This is a genomic window from Trichocoleus sp. FACHB-262 (assembly GCF_014696035.1).
Classification (GTDB): Bacteria; Cyanobacteriota; Cyanobacteriia; order FACHB-46; family FACHB-46; genus Trichocoleus.
Genome location: NZ_JACJPK010000097.1, coordinates 143,086 through 160,916 on the forward strand (window position 1 = coordinate 143,086; position 17,831 = coordinate 160,916).

The window sequence follows — 17,831 nt, forward strand, 5'->3', positions numbered from 1 at the left end:
TAATGTGTTGGATTTATGGCCTCTTCTGTTCCTCCTTCCACCCCCAACTCTCCTCAAGCTCGCCCTTTGAAAGCGGTAGATGAGTCTTGGCAAAATGAAGTAGGTGCTTTGGGTCCTCTTCCCCCTGTTCATGCCCAGCCGTCTCCCTGGCGTTTGGTGCTGGTGTGGATTGTGTTGATGACGGGTGGCTTGGGGTTAGTCGCAAATCTATTTCGCCTCCAGGTGGTTGAGGCTGAGAAGCTGAAGGTTCGGGCGCAAGATCAACAAATGATTTATTTGCGGCCCTTTGTGCCCCGTCGTCCCATTGTGGATCGCGGTGGTAATGTCTTAGCGATCGACCAACCGGTGTACACGCTCTACGCCCATCCCCGCTTATTTAGTGAGACCAAAGAGGCGATCGCTGCCAAGTTGTCTCCTTTACTCAAGCGATCGACGGCTAAATTAATTCAACAATTCAATCGAGCTGATAGCGGCATCCAGGTAGAGTACTCCCTGACTGAGGATATCGCCGATCAGATTAAAGATTTGCAGGTTGATGGCGTGGAGATGATTCGTCACCAGCAGCGGCTCTACCCCCAACAGAACTTATTTGCTGATGTGGTTGGCTATGTCAATCTCGATCGCAAGGGTCAAGCGGGGGTGGAATATAGTCAGCAAAAATTATTGGAGCGCTCTGTCCAAGCTGTTCGCCTTAGCCGCACTGGGAGCGGAGCTTTAATTCCCGACCAAGTCCCTGGCGGTTTTCTCCATGTTGATGATCTGCGGCTGCAACTTACTCTAGATAGTCGCTTGCAGCGTGCCGCTCGGTTTGCGCTTCAGCAGCAAATCAAGCAGTTTAATGGCAAGCGGGGCAGCGTCATTGTTATGGATGCGCGGGATGGCTCTTTACTCTCGTTTGTCTCTGAGCCTTCCTATGACCCCAACCAGTACTTCAAGTTCAATGTAGAGCTGTTTAAGAACTGGGCGCTGACCGACCTGTACGAACCTGGGTCTACTTTCAAACCGTTGAATGTGGCGATCGCCTTAGAATCAGGGGCGATTCAACCCAACAGTGTGTTTAATGACGAAGGCCAAATTTATGTGGATGGTTGGCCGATCGCAGACTATGACTTCGACTATGTGGGAGCAAGAGGGCCACTGTCGATCGCGCAAATTCTGCAACACTCCAGCAACGTGGGCATGGTGCATATTGTGCAGCAGATGCCACCGGATGTTTACTATAGCTGGTTGCAGCGCTTAGGTTTGGGCCAAACCGTTGGCATTGATTTACCGTTTGAAATCGCTGGATCTCTGAAGAAGCGATCGCAGTTTGTCAGCTCACCGATTGAGCCAGCCACGACTTCTTTTGGTCAAGGATTTTCTCTTACGCCCATCCAGTTAGTGCAGCTACATGGAGCCTTGGCTAACGGTGGCAAATTAGTCACTCCTCACCTAGTGCGTGGCTTATTCAACACGGATGGACAACCTTATTGGCAACCCTCTTTACCTCCACCGCAGCAAATCTTCTCGCCACAAACGACGCGATCGGTACTAGCCATGATGGAGTCGGTAGTGGCTCAGGGCACGGGTAAATCTGCTCAGATTCCTGGTTATCGCATTGCAGGTAAGACAGGAACCGCGCAAAAAGCGAATCCAAACGGTGGCTATCATGAGTACGCTAAAATCACTAGCTTTGTGGGCATTTTTCCCGTCGAAGCCCCACGCTATGTGGTTGTAGCTGTGATCGATGAACCGCAGGGGGACGATGCTTTTGGCTCGACAGTGGCAGCGCCTATCGTGAAAGCGGTGATGGAAGCCTTGATTACCATTGAACGAATTCCACCCAGTCAGCCTGTGGCGAATCAGCCTTGGAATACACCGAGCGCGCCAACATCGCCAGCCACTCCTCCCGCCTGGAACACGCCTACTCCTCCCAGCCCCGCTATCCCGCCGCAACCAACTCCGTAGTTAGAGGTTTTGTAGCCCTACCTTGGCACTTCAGAGCATAGTGTTTTCTTCGTTGGGAAGGGCGCTGTGGGAGTGCTTGCTCTTTCTGTAAGCGGGAGTTTGTAAGCCCTATACACAGCGTCGCCCCTGATCTAAGCCACCTACTCACGGACTAAACAGTGGTTCGTATTTGGCTTTGCTGGAGTTGTTCCCAAAGTTGCTCGAAGCTGGTTGCAGGCTCTTTGCAACTCAACCCCTGACACACCAAGCCAATGGTCGCTGCGGGTAAATTGGCTTCCGGTAGATAAACGGCTGTGGGTAGATACTGGAGGGCAAGCTGATCCAGCCGATCGCTTGTGGTTCGCACTAAGGTTTGGTTGCGGTACCAGTCGAGGGCGACAAACAAACTGGGGCAAGCTTGAGGCGCACTTTCCATAATGCTGCTAAAAGCTTGTAATCCTTGCTCAGCCCGATCTAAATACGCCAAGTTTTCAGTTAATAGGGCGAGACGAATCAGGTTAGCGATCGCCATACCGTTGGCCGCAGGCGTAGCATTGTCGGCGTAACTGCGCTCTCGCACCAACAGGTCTTGGCTGGCATCGCTGGCTGTGTTGTAGTAGCCACCCAAGTCGCTACTCCAGAGGCGATCGTCAAATTCCTGCTGCACCTGTACGGCTGCTTCTAACCAAGTTTGGGCCTCTACAGGAACTGCTGCACCCAACTGAGCTTGATGGAGATCCAGTAATGCCTTGATAAAAAGGGCATAATCCTCCGCTTGAGCAGGGACATGAGGTTGCCCGTCGTAGTTGAGGCGGTGAAAACGTCCCTGGGCCCATTGCTGTTGGCGAATAAAGTCAGCCGCCTGAACCGCTAATTGCAAATATTCTGGCTGGTTAAATACCGTGGCAGCGCGAGCCAATCCAGAGATCATCAAACTATTCCAAGCTGCGATCATTTTGGTATCTGTCACGGCAGGAATCCGACCAGGCCAGTCTTGGGTTTTGGCTTCCTGGTTGTTGCGAGCAGGGGGAAAGGTTTTGAGCGATTGCGGATCGGCTCCGTAGCGTACTTGAAACAGTTTATCTAAAACAGCTTCTACGGTTTCGCTCAGTGCTCCCTGCTGCCGACGCTGCAAAACGTTTTGCCCCTCGAAGTTACCGTTGCGCGTCACTGTAAACTGCTGGGTCAGTTCGGTGAGTTCTTCAGCCGTGAGGAGTTGCTCAAGTTCGTTGTAGTCCCACACATAGAAAGCGCCTTCTTCTAGCTCCACTTCATCACGGGTGGAAAAACTATCGGCATCTTGAGCGGCGTAGAAGTAACCTTGAGGTGCGGTCATTTCTCGCTTCAACCATTGCACTGTGCCCGCGATCGCCCGTTCAAAGGCAGGTTCGTGCATGCCCGCACTCCATAAATTCGCCAAATACTCCACGATTTGCCCGTTGTCGTAGAGCATCTTCTCAAAGTGAGGTACAGTCCATGTGGGGTCCACAGTGTAGCGATGGAAGCCACCCCCCACATGGTCATAAATCCCACCGAGAGCCAAGTTCAAACCGCGCTTGGTGCAACTTTCGGTGGCGTCGTACTTCAAGTGGCCTTGAAATCGCACGGCATGTAAAGCCATGTCTGCATAAGGAATCATCGGAAAGCTGGGGCCGTGTCCCTCCGAGGTGAGGACACCTGTGTTGTACTCCAAACCTTGCTGCAATAACTCGTCATTCAACTCTTGCCCTGGATTCAACAAGGCAGAACTTTGCAGATGCCCTAATAGTTCTTCTTTAAGCGCCTGCACCTTCTCCGGTTCGTGGTCGTAATAGCGACGGATCGCTTGCAACACTTGCATAAATCCGGGGCGACCATAACGCGCTTCGAGGGGGAAGTAGGTACCGCCATAAAAAGGGATCAGGTCGTCGGGAGCCAAGAACACATTCAAGGGCCAACCGCCTTGTCCTGTCATCATCTGCACCGTTTGCATATAGATGCTGTCGAGGTCTGGGCGCTCCTCGCGATCGACCTTGATCGGCAAGAAATTCGCATTCATGTAGTCCGCGATCGCCTGATCCGAAAAAGCTTCTCCTTCCATGACGGTGCACCAGTGGCAACTGGAGTAACCCACCGACAAAAAGATGGGTTTGTTGTCTCGCCGTGCCGTTTCCAGAGCTTCCTCACACCAAGGCCACCAATCAATCGGGTTCTCAGCGTGTTTCCGCAGGTAGAGGCTTTGGGCTTGAGCAAGGCGATTAGTCATAGGGGCTGGCTCTAGAACGCAATAGGGGCATACCTTCGACAGTTTATCGCGCCCAAGCCGAGACGGGCTGTACCCTGCGGGCGATCGCATTTGGGATTTTGTGAGGTGAGACTAACTAGCAATTTTTATGCTATCTCTGTATCAAAAATCGCCCTACCTATCGCCTTTATGTCGCAAGACTTCTCCGGACAAAACCTCCGAGGCCAAAACTTTAAAGGCCGAGACCTCACCGGAGCCAACTTCAGCTACACCGATATTCGAGGGGCAAATTTTACAAATGCAATTTTACGAAGTGCAAACTTTACTGGAGCCAAAGCGGGCCTGCCAAAACGCTGGATAGTTATCTCAACCATTCTCTCGTATATTTTGTTGGCAATAGCCTCTCTATTCTCACTAGCTGTTGGTTATTTTACATTTGTTCTCTTGATTGGTTTTACTATACTTTCAAAAACACTTGAAGAGTCAGGAATTGACTTCTACATTTCAAAAGAAACTGGAATTATCTTGGCTGTAATTGCTCTTATAGAGCTACTAGGAGGAATGATATTTTTCTTCAAAAAGACCTTGCAAAAAGGTTTTTCAGATTCCTTGGTTGTTCTAGTTGAGTTGGCAGTATTTACAGCGACAAGCTTTATTACTATATTCCTGACCTACGCATTAATCACAAAACAGCCTATTGAGGGAGCTTTATTCTCAAGTTTTTATGTGATTGTATTTTTGATTGTAATCTTTGTGGGTCTTATAGTAGGTTCTTTGGGAATCGGTCTGGCAGGAGCAGTTTGTGATTCCGTAAGCGGCAAGAATGGAGAAATATCTATTCTTCTTTTTAGCACCTTAGTCTATGGCATCTGGCAAGGAACAAAGCTTTTGGTTTCTAATGTCAACGTAGAGCTATTTGTAATAATTGTTGCAAGTTATACTGCAACAATTATTACGATTTTGGTTGGGGCTAGTGTCACATTTAAATCATTGGTTTTTAGGGTTCCTGAGCTTAATCTTATATACTCAATTGCTGCTGCATTTTCCACTATAAATGGAACTTCTTATCAAAGGGCAGACTTGTCTAACGCAAACTTTACTCAAGCAAGCCTTCAAAATACTGATTTTAGGGAATCAAAATTGTTCCAAACTTACTGGCTCAATGCAAAGAATTTGAAGTTTGCATATATGGGCTCTAGTTACCTGCAATATTCAGAAATTCGAACACTAGTCGTTACTAGCGACGGCAGGGATCAAGACTTCGATGATTTAAACCTTGCAGGAATCAATCTTAGAGATGCAGATTTGGAGAGCGCTAGCTTTATTGGTGCGAATCTGAATCACGCTAATCTTCAATGTGCCAATTTGTCTGGTGCTGTGTTGAAGCAGGCACAGCTAGATGGAGCAGATTTGACCGGGGCTTGTCTGACCGGAGCTTATATTGAGGATTGGGGGATTACTGGGGAAACTAAGCTAGACGGCGTGTGTTGCGAGTATGTTTACATGCACGTTCCTACCAAAGACGATCCTGACCCGCTGCGTAAGCCAGATAATCGAAATGAGGTTTTTGCAGATGGTGACTTTGCTGATTTCATAAAACCGATTGTAGACACGCTCGATCTCTACCACAACCAGGGTGTTGACCCACGGGCGATCGCGATCGCTTTCAAGAACTTAGCAGAAGACAACCCAGCAGCCGAGCTAGAAATTGTCGCAATGGAAAAGCGAGGCAGAGATAAAGTCTTGCTGCGCGCAAAAACCGCTCCAGGGATAGACAAGTCTGAGCTCAGTCGAGCTTATTTTGAAGACTACAATCAACTCAAGGCTTTACTAGCAAATCATCCCTTGAGACTGCTACTCGATGAGAAAGACGATCGCATTCGCAGTCTGGAAAATATGGTGGAAACGGCTCTTAAACAGCCGAAATTTTATACAGAAAATTATCATCATCGAGGAGATGTTATGCCAGAAAATAGTGGAGTCAATATTAACGCTGGTGGCAATATTGGCGACATCAACGGTTTAGTGGGTGGCGATGTTAGTGGTGTTGTGAACCTCGGTGAGGTTAGCGGTCAAGTCACCAATACCATCAATCAACTACCCGCTTCCCCGCAACCCGATGAACCTGGCATCAAAGAACTACTCGAACAACTGCACCGAGCCATTGAAAGCGCTGAAGAACTCAAGCCTGAAGACAAAGCCGAAGCACTGAAGCAAGTACAAGCCTTAGCAGAAGCAGGGAAAGATCCCGCAGAACCTGAGAAGCAAAATGGAGCGAAATCAGCGATCCGGTGGCTTAAAGGGATGTTAACCGAACTCGCCGAACCCAGCGCGATCGTGCAACTCTGCAAACACGTATTACCCCAAATCGCTGGAATCTTTGGTTTATAAGGCGAAATTGAGGCGATCGCACGCTTAAACCGACCGTAACCCCACCAAAATCAGTTCAATCGGTAGAATGGGGAAAAATGCGTGGACAGGCAAACTGCATGATTCCTACCGTTATCGAACCCTCTGGACGTGGCGATCGCGCCTTTGACATCTACTCTCGGCTACTACGGGATCGGATCATCTTCTTGGGCACCGCCATCGACTCTGATGTTGCCAACCTAATCGTGGCTCAGTTGCTCCTGTTGGACGCAGAAGACCCAGAAAAAGACATTTACCTCTACGTCAACTCCCCCGGTGGTTCCGTTACTGCTGGTATGGGCATTTACGACACCATCAAGCACATCCGGGCCGATGTTTCTACCATCTGTCTGGGCTTGGCTGCTAGTATGGGCGCGTTTCTCCTCAGTGCAGGCACCAAGGGCAAGCGGGTCAGCCTCCCCCACTCCCGGATCATGATTCACCAACCCCTCGGTGGTGCTCAAGGTCAAGCGACTGACATCGAAATTCAGGCCAAGGAAATCCTCTACCACAAGCAACGCCTGAACGAAATGCTAGCCGAGCACACCGGACAACCCCTAGAAAAGATCATGGAAGACACCGAGCGTGACTTCTTTATGTCAGCGCAAGAGTCCAAAGAGTACGGCTTAATTGACCAAGTAATCGAGCGTCGCCCCTCGGCTCAAAACCCGATCGCTGCGGTGAACTAACAATAGTTCTGTAGGGGCACAAGGTGTTGCGCCCAGTGCAATGTCTTTTGGCTGTAACCTCAATGCTGCATTGGGCGGATAGCCATCCGCCCCTACAAAAGCCTCTGCCAACTAGGAATCAAAACGGGGATTCGTTGGGGGAAGGCTGCGATCGCAAGTATTCCAGAAATTCCAACAACTCTTCATCGGTCAAATGCTGGCGCGATCGCTTGCCATAGGTACGTTGTAGATGTGTGCGACCTTGCACGTCAGTCCAGCCCAAGCGCTTAATCTCCACACTGGTTTGGGCGATCGCTTCCGACAAATCCATCGGTTCTCGGCTAGGCTCGCGGGGTGCTGGTTCTTGAACTAACTCACGAGCTTTGACCGCACTCTTGCCATTGCGACCATTATTCAGGCTTGTAGGCTGGACTTCCGAATGGCTAGGAATTACAGGTTCAGCGATTGCCGCCGTATCTATATCAATATCTGTATAAGAGTCGGTGTAGGTGTGATTGAATAGCTCACCGGAAAAGTCACCTGAGAAAGTGGAAGCAGGTTCCGGAGCGATCGCGGGAATTTCTAATGCTGTGCTTGCCACAGATAAAGGTCTTGGTTGCTGGGCGGAAAGCTGTTTAACCTCTTGATGGTTGCCTACATTAGCTAAACGAGTTTGGGGCGAAAACTCTGCTTCGCTTTGGTGGTTCGTCATTAATTGAACCTGCACTTCATAAGCCGAAGAAGCAGTTGGTTGTGGAGGTTGCGGCGCTTGGATGCCTAACACTTCTAAAGCACGGAGTCGGGCGCGGTCTTCTGCCGCCTCAATGCTGGTAGCTACCGCCATTCCTGTGGCTAAAACATTGCCTCCCACCTGAACTGAGGCTTTGACGATGTAGTTGTCTCCGCGAATGTCTAGTAAGTCAGCCGTCAAACTTCCCATCGGGTAACGAGCTTGAAACTGCGCCAAAGCTAATGGCTGACCATACTGCTCAGCTAGCGGTGCACCATTAGGTTGATTAACATGGCTAAGTTCAAAGCGTGGGGAATTTGCCGAACCGCTTCCATTTTTATCCCTGGGGTCATGCATCGCAGCACCGGGAGTCTGATATCGCAGGGCTAAATTAACCCCAAACACGTCCATTTTATGCGTGGTTTGCCTCAATTGCACCTTAACTTTATCTGGGTAAACTAAGTGAGTGGGTTGATTAACGTCAGGGGTTTTCTGGGAGAACTTTTGACTTGCGATTTCGATCGCACCCATTCACCGATCTGTCTGGGTGGTTTAGTGTAACCTGCCAGAGGGATGGCTGAATAGAGGGTGGTGGATGGAACCAAATCTTTAACCCAACTGGATTACGACAGCAGATCGAGTTAAGCGCTAAGCTAAAAGAATAAGCAATAATTCTTAATAACCTGTTTTAATAGCTTGGCTTTGGCCGCAAGTATCCTTAACTGCACACTTTTGCAAAAATCTGTTAATGCTAGACCACTTGTTAGACACTCCGATGAACTTTGGGTACGATACCCTCTTGCTCCTGCCAGTCTTGGTGGCGCTAGAAGCAGTCCTCTCAGCAGATAACGCGATCGCCCTAGCTGCAATCGCCCAAGGACTAGAGGGGAGTACCCTGCAACGTCGAGCGCTTAACCTGGGTTTGGTCTGTGCCTTTGTATTGCGAGTCGTTTTGATTCTGACCGCAACCTGGGTAACCAAGTACTGGCAATTCGAGCTGGCAGGCGCAGCTTATCTGTTGTGGTTGGTGTTCCAGTACTTCAGCGCTCAAGAAGATAGTGACAATCCCCATCATGGCCCCCGCTTTGCCACGCTCTGGCAAGCGATCCCGGTGATTGCCTTCACCGATTTAGCTTTCTCTTTAGATAGCGTGACCACAGCGATCGCCATATCTAAAGAAACCTGGCTGGTAATTACTGGCGGGTTAATTGGGGTAATTGCCCTACGGTTTATGGCTGGCTTGTTTATTCGTTGGTTAGATGAATTTACGCATCTGGAAGATGCAGGCTACGTCACCGTGGCTTTAGTGGGCTTGCGATTGCTGCTGCGGGTAATTAATGATGGTTTGGTGCCGCCAGAGTGGCTGATGGTTTCTTTGATCGGCTTGCTGTTCTTGTGGGGATTTTCAGAGCGAGCGGAGCTAGAAGTGGGAGCAAGTAGCGAGTTGAGTGAAGTGCGTGAACCCAGCGAAGCCAAAAAATAGCTTGGGATGAGAATCTGATGGAAATGCCTTAAACTTGCATCTCCAAGTTGAGTTGAACGGAAGCGCGATCGCCGGAATAACAATTGCCTAAATTTCCACAGAGGTACCGGGGAAAGGTAGGATAAAAATTAGAAAAAATTAACAATCTTCTGTTCACGCTATCAGGAAGAGGGAGTTACCTTGAGTCACCATTCAGACGGCATTGCACCCCACGGCGGCCAACTGATCAATCGCATCGTTACGCCAGAGCAAAAACAAACCTTTCTAGACAAAGCGGAACTTCTGCCTCGCGTTCAGCTTGATGAGCGAGCCACCTCTGATCTGGAATTGATTGCCATTGGTGGCTTTAGCCCTCTGACTGGTTTCATGGAACAGGCAGACTACATCAATGTGGTCGAGAACATGCGCCTTGCGAATGGGCTGCCTTGGTCTATTCCAGTGACTCTGTCTGTCACAGAACCAGTTGCAGAGCCTCTGAAAGAAGGCAGTTTAGTACGCCTAGACAACTCTCAGGGGCAGTTCATTGGTGTGTTGGAGCTGACGCAGAAGTATCAATACGACAAGGCTCACGAAGCGATCAACGTCTACCGCACCGATGATGAGAAGCATCCTGGCGTAAAGGTGGTTTACAACCAAGGGCCAGTTAATTTGGCAGGTCCAGTTTGGTTATTGCAACGACAGTCTCATCCGCTTTTCCCCCAGTATCAGATTGACCCCGCTGCATCGCGGGCCATGTTTAAGGAAAAGGGCTGGAAAACCATCGTTGGGTTCCAAACCCGTAACCCCATCCACCGCGCTCACGAGTACATTCAAAAGTGCGCCATGGAAACTGTGGATGGTCTGTTCTTGCATCCCCTCGTCGGCGCAACCAAAGAAGATGACATCGCGGCAGATGTGCGGATGCGCTGCTACGAAATTATTCTGGAGCACTACTACCCTCAAGATCGGGTGATTCTAGCAATCAACCCAGCGGCTATGCGTTATGCTGGCCCCCGCGAGGCAATTTTCCACGCTCTGCTGCGGAAGAACTACGGTTGCACCCATTTTATTGTGGGTCGCGATCATGCTGGAGTTGGTGACTACTACGGCACCTACGACGCTCAGCATATCTTCGATGAGTTTGAACTCGGTGAATTGGGTATCACTCCCATGAAGTTTGAGCATGCTTTCTACTGCACTCGCACACAGGGCATGGCTACGACTAAAACCAGCCCCAGCAGCCCCGCCGAGCGAATTCACCTCTCTGGCACCAAAGTTCGAGAAATGCTGCGTCGCGGTGAATTACCACCTCCAGAATTCTCTCGTCCCGAAGTGGCAGCTGAGCTAGCACGGGCGATGCGAGTCCTGGTCGAAGCGTAAGTTTTTAGGGCTATTTCTACATCCTGTGTAGGGGCGGACAACGGTGCGTCCCTATTTTTCGTCTATACTGGCAGTCGTTAAGGCTGGATTTTCTCAGCTACAGCCAACGTTAACCGCGAGGCTGCGGAGTTGAGTGCCTAGAAATCTCAGATCTAGATAGCCGTAGGGGAAAGCAAAGGCATGGGACTGAAGCGGCGAGCTTTTTTGCAACAAGCTAGCTTGACCTTGGCGGCCTTAGGCATGAGTGAAGCAGGGTTGTTGCGCCTGAGCGATCGCTACTCTCAAGTCTTGGCTGCACCCACCACCCGAAAACTAGCTTTGCTGGTGGGCATTAACCAATATCCCGACAGCATGTTTCACCGAACTGCCACTCGCAGTTCCGCCTTGGCGGGATGTGTAACTGATGTGGAGTTGCAGCGCGAATTACTCATCCATCGGTTTGGGTTTAGCGATCGCGACATCCTGACGCTGAGCGATCGCCAAGCCACTCGCCAAGCTATTGAGTTCGCCTTTCTAGAACATCTGACCGAGCAAGCACGGCCAGGGGATGTAGTGGTGTTTCACTTCAGCGGCTATGGCAGTCGGGTGCAGCTAGGGGGTGCCGCTGAAGCCCTACAAAGCAGCCTGGTTCCAGTCGATGGTGTTTTCTCAGGCGACGATGCCGAGGGTGTTGTCAACGACTTGCTAGAGGAAACGCTACTGTTGCTGTTGCGATCGCTGGCAACCGACCGAGTGACCACAATTTTAGATACGAGCTATCTTTACCCCGGCAGTTCCTTACAGGGAAACTTGCGGCTGCGGGCTAGACCCAAACCTAAGTTGGGCAAACCCAGTCCAGAGGAATTGGCATTTCAAGACCAACTCCTGAGCCGCATCCAGGCATCGCGAGAGCAGGTAGGCGTGCAACGACGCTCTAGGCAGATTCCTGGGGTGGTTTTGGCCGCAGCTAGTTTAGACGAATTAGCTAGTTCGACAATTTCTGGTTCTGCTCAAGAGCAAGCCTTTGAAACACAGTGGGGCGGCTTTAGTGCTGGCTTACTGACCTACGCCTTGACTCAATATCTTTGGTCGGCGGCTCCTGCTCCTACTATTCAAGTCAGCTTCAATCGCGCGACCGCCAGTGTGGCTCAGTGGGTGGGCAAGGAGCAGCCCACTTTGATGGGGTTGCAAAGCCGATCGCAAGCTTTACTCACTTACTACACAGCACCTAGCGATCGTCTCGGAGCTGAAGGGATTGTGATCAGCGTGGATGAGGATGGTAGATCAGGCCAGCTTTGGCTCGGTGGGTTGTTTAGCCCTGGTCTGGAAGTCTACGGTTTGAATTCTGTACTAACTCTAGTCTCACCATCCAGTTCTACAGATTTACCAGCTGCCCCTTCAAACACTGAGCCCAGCGCGATCGCTGGTATCTCTGAAACTGCTAACGCCTCGGAGACTGCTATCACCACTCAACCTCTACAAGTGCAGATTTATGCTCGTAATGGCCTGACTGCGAAAGCTCGCATTTCTACAGTGGGTGAGGCGGCGGCTGACCTCAAACTTCAGGTGGGACAACTTCTACAAGAAGCCATCCGGGCGATCCCGCGCCATCTTAACTTAGCGATCGCTCTGGACCCGACGCTAGAGCGGATCGAACGAGTGGATGCGACCAGCGCATTTTCCGCCACCCCTTATGTCACCGTGGTTACGGCAGGGGAGCAACCTGCTGATACCTTATTGGGGCGAGTCAGTGAAGCCGTCCGTCCTACCACTGTAGCTACAGCAATGGCTGAGGTGGCTACAACCGAGGCTAGCAGCAGTCGCAGCAGTGAATCCAGTGTCACCCCACGCAGCTATGGCTTGTTTTCAGCCAGTCGAGAGTTAATTCCAAACAGCTTGGGAGAAGGTGGAGAAGCGGTCAAGTCAGCGATTCAGCGGCTCCTGCCTCACCTGAAAACGCGCTTAGCTGCCAAACTTTTGCGACTAACAGCCAACGAAGCATCTTCGCACTTGGGTGTTAAAGCAGCTTTAGAACTCGTCACTCCTGAACCTGCGATTCTCCTCACCCGATCCACGCTGCGGGCGAATGGTGCCCCCTTAGGCAACCGGGCGACTCCCACCCCGCCTACTGAGTTAGGCGTTCCTACTTTACCAATGGGTAGCCAGATTCGTTACCAAGTTTCCAGCTATAGCGATCGCCCCATTTATTTCGTCGCCCTAAGTTTAGACAGCAGCGGCAGCTTAATTGCGCTTTATTCTAGCCAAGCCACCACTCCTACAGAAGGAAGCGAAACCAAATCTAGTTTGAAGCAGGAAGCGATCGCGCCTGGGGAAACCTTAAGCGTGCCGCAAGTGAAAAACTCCCTGCAATGGATTGTGAGAGGGCCAGCGGGTTTTGCCGAAACCCATCTGATTTTTAGCGATGCACCTTTTACCCAAACTTTAGCGGCTCTAGAAGCTGCAATGCGGCCCATGGGGGAAGTGCAGCGATTAGGTGCCCCTTCTAATCCTTTAGAAATTGCTGAAGCTATCTGGCAAGATCTGCATCAAGCCAGTGCAGTGCCGACGCAAACGTTGAGCATTCCCACGGACATGTGGGCGCTAGATGTTAATCATTGGGCCACGCTCAGCTTTTTGTATCAAGTGGTCGAAAAACCGAATAAGCAATTGTGAAAAGCAAATCAACTTATAAATCGCTTTATTAAGTGTTTTGTAACTCTTGTGTCTTCTTGTGTGGGCCGAAGTTTGGTATTTACAGATCAAGATATGGTTGAAAAGTGAAAAGACAATTAAGGAAGAGAACGTATGACTCCTTTAATGCTACGCCAGCTATGGGCGGTGGTTGAGTCAGCTCAAGCCCAAATATTGCTAAATCTAGACGATTCTAGCTTAGCCCAGTGGCTGCTACGGCAATTAAAAGCTCAGCGATCGCTAGATTCTGATGAAACTAACATGTTGAATGCCTATATTCACACCAAAATGCCTCTTATCCGTGACTTAGCCGAAGAGCGCTTGGTGCCTCATTCTTAATGGCTGAACTGCTCGAAACTCTCTGTAATAATTGCGGAACTTAGTATCGTAGTGTCAGCAATAGACTCTTTGAAGCCTGTAAGATAAGACTCGATCGAAGGCTTGAGGCCAGAGCCAGACGTAGTACCTTGCATTTCTGGTGGCACCTCTTGTCTCCTTGGAGCCTATTCAAAGAGAGTAAAGCTGCATTTATGCGTCAATGGCATTCTTTCATCGTGACAACCGTGTTGATGGCTCTTTCCCTAGTAGGGTGTAGCCAACAACAGCGGCAAAGTCAACTAGACACCATCATCAGTCGGGGTAATGTCGTCTGTGGTGTCAGTGGCGAACTACCAGGATTTAGTTTTGTAGGGCAAGACGGTAAGTATTCCGGGCTCGATGTAGATGTCTGTCGAGCGATCGCCGCTGCTCTGTTTGATAACCCAGAGGCTGTAGAATTCCGTAACCTCAACGCTAAGGAACGCTTTACCGCCGTTCAGACGGGCGAAGTAGATGTGCTCAGCCGCAACACTACCTGGACGATGAGCCGGGATACTTCCGTCGGTCTGGAATTTGCCCCCACAGTGTTTTATGACGGTCAGGGAGTGATGGTGAAACAAAATGGCGGCATCAAATCCTTGGCTGATCTGAAAGGCCGCTCTATTTGCACCCAAACGGGAACCACCAACGAGCAAAACTTGGCTGATGAAATGCGGAAGCGCAACATCAGCTACACTCCCGTAGTGTTTGAAGATGTCAATATCGTGTTTGCTACCTATCAAGAAGGCCGTTGTGATGCAGTGACGTCCGATCGCTCGCAGTTACTCTCCCGACGTAGCGCTTTACCCAAGCCTGAAGAGCATGTGATTTTGACCGATGTAGTTTCCAAGGAACCCCTTGCTCCTGCCGTGGCTGCGGGAGATGCTAAGTGGAACGATGCGGTGCGCTGGACCATTTACACCTTGATTAATGCCGAAGAGATGGGGATCAACTCTAAAAACGTCACGCAACTCGCTGGTAGCAGCAAAGATCCGGGAGTGCGTCGCTTTTTAGGAGCAGAAGGCAACTTAGGTGAAGGTGCAGGCTTGCCCAATGACTTTACGGTGCGAATTATTAAGCATGTGGGCAACTATGGCGAGATTTACGATCGCAACCTAGGGCCAAAAACGAAACTAAATTTGCCACGCGGCCAAAATCAATTGTGGAATCAGGGGGGGCTGCTCTATGCTCCACCATTCCGGTAAGGCGATCGCATGAAAACGCAACGCTCCGTTCCGCTCTGGCGAGATGTGCGATTTTGGTGGGTCGTTGGGCAAGTGCTAGTCGTACTACTGACCGCGATCGCGATCGCCATTTTCTGGAGCAATCTCAGCCGCAACTTACAACAGTTGGGGATTCAATTTGGCTTCGGTTTTCTCAACTCGCAAGCCGCCTTTGATATTGGTGAAACCCCCATTTCCTACCGCCCTTCAGATAACTACGCACGAGCGTTACAAGTTGGGCTGGCGAATTCTTTGCGAGTCACGGTTTTTGGCATCGTCTTGGCAACAGTTGTAGGAGTGACCGCTGGCATTGCGCGTCTCTCGGACAACTGGCTAGTGCGGCAACTCGCTTTGGTGTATGTGGAAACCCTACGCAACACACCTTTGCTTCTGCAACTGTTTTTCTGGTACTTTGCAGTTTTTCTGGGTTTTCCGCGTCTACCAGCTCATATTCAGTTGCCAGGACCGATCTATTTAACTCAGCAGACTGTGGCGCTGCCGTGGTTTCACGTCACCCGCGATACGGATGTCTGGCTCTTACTGTTGTCAGCTAATTTGCTGCTGGTATGGGCTTGGCATTGGTGGGGTAGTAGAGCCGCCGCCCCTACAGTCCCTTTATTGCTGAAGCTGTTAGGCACCCTGGCTGTGACTGTCGCGATCGCCCTGATTATCTTTGAAACCGAAATTCTGGGTTGGGATGCGCCGCGCATTGTTGCCGACAGCATTGAAGGTGGCCTGCAACTCTCACCTGAATTTGCCGCTTTGTTGGTGGGCCTGAGTTTATACACCGCCACCTTTATCGCTGAGATTGTCCGAGGTGGGGTGCAGTCGGTGTCCCAAGGACAATGGGAAGCAGCTCGTGCCTTAGGTCTGAGACCTAGCTATATTCTGCGTCTCGTGATTTTTCCGCAAGCGCTGCGATCGATCGTGCCGTCTTTGGGCAACCAATACCTCAACCTTGCTAAAAACTCTAGCTTGGCGATCGCGATTGGCTATTCAGACCTGTATGCGGTGGCTTCGACTACCTACAACCAAACGGGTCGCGCTGTGGAAGTGATGGTGTTGATCTCAGTGACTTATCTTTCGATCAGCCTGGTCATTTCTGGCTTGATTAATCGGTATAACCGCACAGTGCAACTGGTGGAGCGCTAAACAAAACTATGACGCTAGATGATGCCCCACCCGTTTTATCTATCACCCCGTGGCAGTGGCTACGCCGCAATTTATTCAACACTTGGTACAACAGCCTGCTGACGCTGGTTTGTCTGTGGCTGCTCTTCCAAGTGTTGCAAGCGGTTCTGGGATGGGTGTTTACGCAAGCTCAGTGGACGGTGGTGCAAACCAACTTACGCCTCTTCTTCATTGGCCGTTATCCACCCAACTTAGCTTGGCGGTTATGGTTGGTGTTGGGGATTGTAGTTGGTTTAGCAGGGCTTTCTTGGGGCAGCTTGGCACCTCTGCGATCGCCTTGGTTCAAGCGAGGAGTCAGCATCGTTACAGCGATCGCCCTAGGTGTGACTATACTGTTGCCTTTGCCACTACCGCCTCGCCTCCGGTTAGGCGCGATCGCGCTGCTTTTGTTTGGCAGCTTTTGGTTAGGAAAACGTTTTGCAACTCTGCTGAAACCTCAGCTAGTTTGGGCTTGGCTTGGCGCTTTTCTGATACTGCTGTGGCTAATTGGTGGGGGGTTGGGACTTAGATCCGTCAGCACGAATTTCTGGAATGGTCTGTTACTGACGATGTTGCTGGCAACCACCAGTATTATGCTGGCTTTCCCCTTTAGTGTGTTGCTAGCGCTGGGGCGACAAAGTAATTTACCTGTGGTGCGCTGGTTTTGCACTCTGTTTGTGGAAATCGTGCGCGGTCTACCTCTGATCGGCATTCTGTTTCTAGCCCAGGTGATGTTGCCCCTAATCTTGCCTGTCGAGTTACGGCTAGACCGATTGTTACGAGCGATCGCCGGACTCGTGCTCTTTAATGCGGCTTACCTGGCAGAAAATGTCCGGGCTGGTCTTCAAGCAGTGCCCAGAGGACAGAGTGAAGCGGCTCGTGCTTTGGGGCTCAACCCCCTGTGGGTGTTATGGCTGATTGTGTTGCCGCAAGCCTTACGAGTGGTGATTCCCGCGATCGTTGGGCAGTTTATCTCCCTGTTTAAGGACACCTCTTTGCTCTCAATCTTTGCCCTAGTAGAACTCACCGGAATTGCGCGATCGGTCTTAGCTCAACCGCAATTTTTGGGCCGCTACGCTGAGGTTTACCTTTTTGTGGGCTTACTTTACTGGATAGTTTGCTATTCCATGTCGATCGCTAGCCGACGCCTAGAGCAGCATCTCGGCGTCGGCCACAAAAGAACTTAAGGATTGATGATGCCGAAGTAGATGGCTGCGACAAAAAAGTTGATCGCTAAAAAGACGGTTCCCAGTGCTAAGCCAAAGGCCCAAGAAGGCTCGGTCTCTTTGGTCATCACATTGTCAGCAGGTCTGGTAACCTTGGGACCATCGGCTCCATCGTAGGGTTTGGTCTTATCAATGCGGCTGCTATTGCGTTGCTTGGCTTGAGTACTCATAGGGCTAAGTTTGTTTTGGTAAATTGTTGAGAATTGTTAAGACTGAACTACTACCTATGTTCGCGTGCTCCTGCAAAGCCTGCATCAATCCATTGAACTACGCTAAAAGGTAGTCCTGAGCAGAGCAGAACTGGTTTTGCTGTACTAGCTAATACAAGCTGTGTTTAATTTTTCATCTGGTTTAAATGCCATCAAAAGCGATCGCTCCACTAAATT

The 17,831-nt window shown here is 50.4% G+C and carries 13 protein-coding genes; 10 read left to right on the forward strand and 3 right to left on the reverse strand.

What is annotated here, in order from left to right; all coding sequences use genetic code 11:
* Positions 1-15 precede the first annotated feature (15 nt).
* On the forward strand, positions 16-1,947 hold the full coding sequence (locus tag H6F68_RS22960) for a penicillin-binding protein 2 (protein WP_190562585.1): 1,932 nt from the start codon (positions 16-18) through the stop codon (positions 1,945-1,947).
* Positions 1,948-2,098: 151 nt separating this feature from the next.
* Here H6F68_RS22960 and H6F68_RS22965 read toward each other — a convergent pair whose 3' ends face one another.
* Positions 2,099-4,171 (reverse strand): thioredoxin domain-containing protein, encoded by a 2,073-nt coding sequence (locus H6F68_RS22965; protein ID WP_190562587.1) that lies wholly within the window; start codon positions 4,169-4,171, stop codon positions 2,099-2,101.
* Positions 4,172-4,276: 105 nt separating this feature from the next.
* Here H6F68_RS22965 and H6F68_RS22975 point away from each other — a divergent pair, with 105 nt between their 5' ends.
* Together H6F68_RS22975 and clpP are read left to right on the forward strand one after the other, a co-directional pair.
* Complete coding sequence (locus H6F68_RS22975) at positions 4,277-6,541, forward strand: pentapeptide repeat-containing protein (RefSeq protein WP_199300254.1); 2,265 nt, start codon at positions 4,277-4,279, stop codon at positions 6,539-6,541.
* A gap of 77 nt (positions 6,542-6,618) precedes the next feature.
* Positions 6,619-7,248 carry an ATP-dependent Clp endopeptidase proteolytic subunit ClpP gene (clpP, locus tag H6F68_RS22980; protein WP_190438125.1) on the forward strand — a complete coding sequence of 210 codons (630 nt, stop codon included), beginning with the start codon at positions 6,619-6,621 and terminating at the stop codon, positions 7,246-7,248.
* A gap of 118 nt (positions 7,249-7,366) precedes the next feature.
* Here the strand turns inward: clpP and H6F68_RS22985 are convergent, their stop codons facing one another.
* Positions 7,367-8,488, reverse strand: a complete 1,122-nt coding sequence (locus H6F68_RS22985; protein WP_190562589.1) for a hypothetical protein — start codon at positions 8,486-8,488, stop codon at positions 7,367-7,369.
* 217 nt (positions 8,489-8,705) lie between these two features.
* Here H6F68_RS22985 and H6F68_RS22990 point away from each other — a divergent pair, with 217 nt between their 5' ends.
* The 7 genes from H6F68_RS22990 (at position 8,706) to H6F68_RS23020 (ending at position 17,406) form a co-directional block, all read left to right on the forward strand.
* The gene (locus H6F68_RS22990; protein ID WP_190562591.1) at positions 8,706-9,440 is read left to right on the forward strand and encodes a TerC family protein; all 735 of its coding nucleotides are present in this window, start codon (positions 8,706-8,708) and stop codon (positions 9,438-9,440) included.
* A gap of 180 nt (positions 9,441-9,620) precedes the next feature.
* A complete protein-coding gene (gene sat, locus H6F68_RS22995; protein ID WP_190562593.1) occupies positions 9,621-10,799 on the forward strand; it encodes a sulfate adenylyltransferase in 1,179 nt (392 codons plus the stop codon).
* Between the two features lie 180 nt (positions 10,800-10,979).
* Entirely contained in the window at positions 10,980-13,451 is a 2,472-nt protein-coding gene (locus tag H6F68_RS23000) for a caspase family protein (protein WP_190562595.1), read from the forward strand.
* A gap of 132 nt (positions 13,452-13,583) precedes the next feature.
* The gene (locus H6F68_RS23005; RefSeq protein WP_190555322.1) at positions 13,584-13,808 is read left to right on the forward strand and encodes a hypothetical protein; all 225 of its coding nucleotides are present in this window, start codon (positions 13,584-13,586) and stop codon (positions 13,806-13,808) included.
* Between the two features lie 191 nt (positions 13,809-13,999).
* Complete coding sequence (locus H6F68_RS23010) at positions 14,000-15,031, forward strand: amino acid ABC transporter substrate-binding protein (RefSeq protein WP_190562597.1); 1,032 nt, start codon at positions 14,000-14,002, stop codon at positions 15,029-15,031.
* Between the two features lie 9 nt (positions 15,032-15,040).
* Positions 15,041-16,201, forward strand: a complete 1,161-nt coding sequence (locus tag H6F68_RS23015; RefSeq protein WP_190562599.1) for an amino acid ABC transporter permease — start codon at positions 15,041-15,043, stop codon at positions 16,199-16,201.
* 8 nt (positions 16,202-16,209) lie between these two features.
* Entirely contained in the window at positions 16,210-17,406 is a 1,197-nt protein-coding gene (locus tag H6F68_RS23020) for an amino acid ABC transporter permease (protein WP_190562601.1), read from the forward strand.
* Here H6F68_RS23020 and psaX read toward each other — a convergent pair.
* Positions 17,403-17,615, reverse strand: a complete 213-nt coding sequence (gene psaX / locus H6F68_RS23025; RefSeq protein ID WP_190438157.1) for a photosystem I protein PsaX — start codon at positions 17,613-17,615, stop codon at positions 17,403-17,405. The genes H6F68_RS23020 and psaX overlap by 4 nt on opposite strands.
* Between the last annotated feature and the right edge of the window lie 216 nt (positions 17,616-17,831).

What these genes read in the sequence shown, in the direction of transcription:
- H6F68_RS22960 (WP_190562585.1), top strand. Translation starts at nt 16, where the DNA reads ATGGCCTCTTCTGTTCCTCCTTCCACCCCCAACTCTCCTCAAGCTCGC.
- H6F68_RS22965 (WP_190562587.1), bottom strand. Translation starts at nt 4,171, where the DNA reads ATGACTAATCGCCTTGCTCAAGCCCAAAGCCTCTACCTGCGGAAACAC.
- clpP (WP_190438125.1), top strand. Translation starts at nt 6,619, where the DNA reads ATGCGTGGACAGGCAAACTGCATGATTCCTACCGTTATCGAACCCTCT.
- H6F68_RS22985 (WP_190562589.1), bottom strand. Translation starts at nt 8,488, where the DNA reads ATGGGTGCGATCGAAATCGCAAGTCAAAAGTTCTCCCAGAAAACCCCT.
- H6F68_RS22990 (WP_190562591.1), top strand. Translation starts at nt 8,706, where the DNA reads ATGCTAGACCACTTGTTAGACACTCCGATGAACTTTGGGTACGATACC.
- H6F68_RS23000 (WP_190562595.1), top strand. Translation starts at nt 10,980, where the DNA reads ATGGGACTGAAGCGGCGAGCTTTTTTGCAACAAGCTAGCTTGACCTTG.
- H6F68_RS23005 (WP_190555322.1), top strand. Translation starts at nt 13,584, where the DNA reads ATGACTCCTTTAATGCTACGCCAGCTATGGGCGGTGGTTGAGTCAGCT.
- H6F68_RS23010 (WP_190562597.1), top strand. Translation starts at nt 14,000, where the DNA reads ATGCGTCAATGGCATTCTTTCATCGTGACAACCGTGTTGATGGCTCTT.
- H6F68_RS23015 (WP_190562599.1), top strand. Translation starts at nt 15,041, where the DNA reads ATGAAAACGCAACGCTCCGTTCCGCTCTGGCGAGATGTGCGATTTTGG.
- H6F68_RS23020 (WP_190562601.1), top strand. Translation starts at nt 16,210, where the DNA reads ATGACGCTAGATGATGCCCCACCCGTTTTATCTATCACCCCGTGGCAG.
- psaX (WP_190438157.1), bottom strand. Translation starts at nt 17,615, where the DNA reads ATGAGTACTCAAGCCAAGCAACGCAATAGCAGCCGCATTGATAAGACC.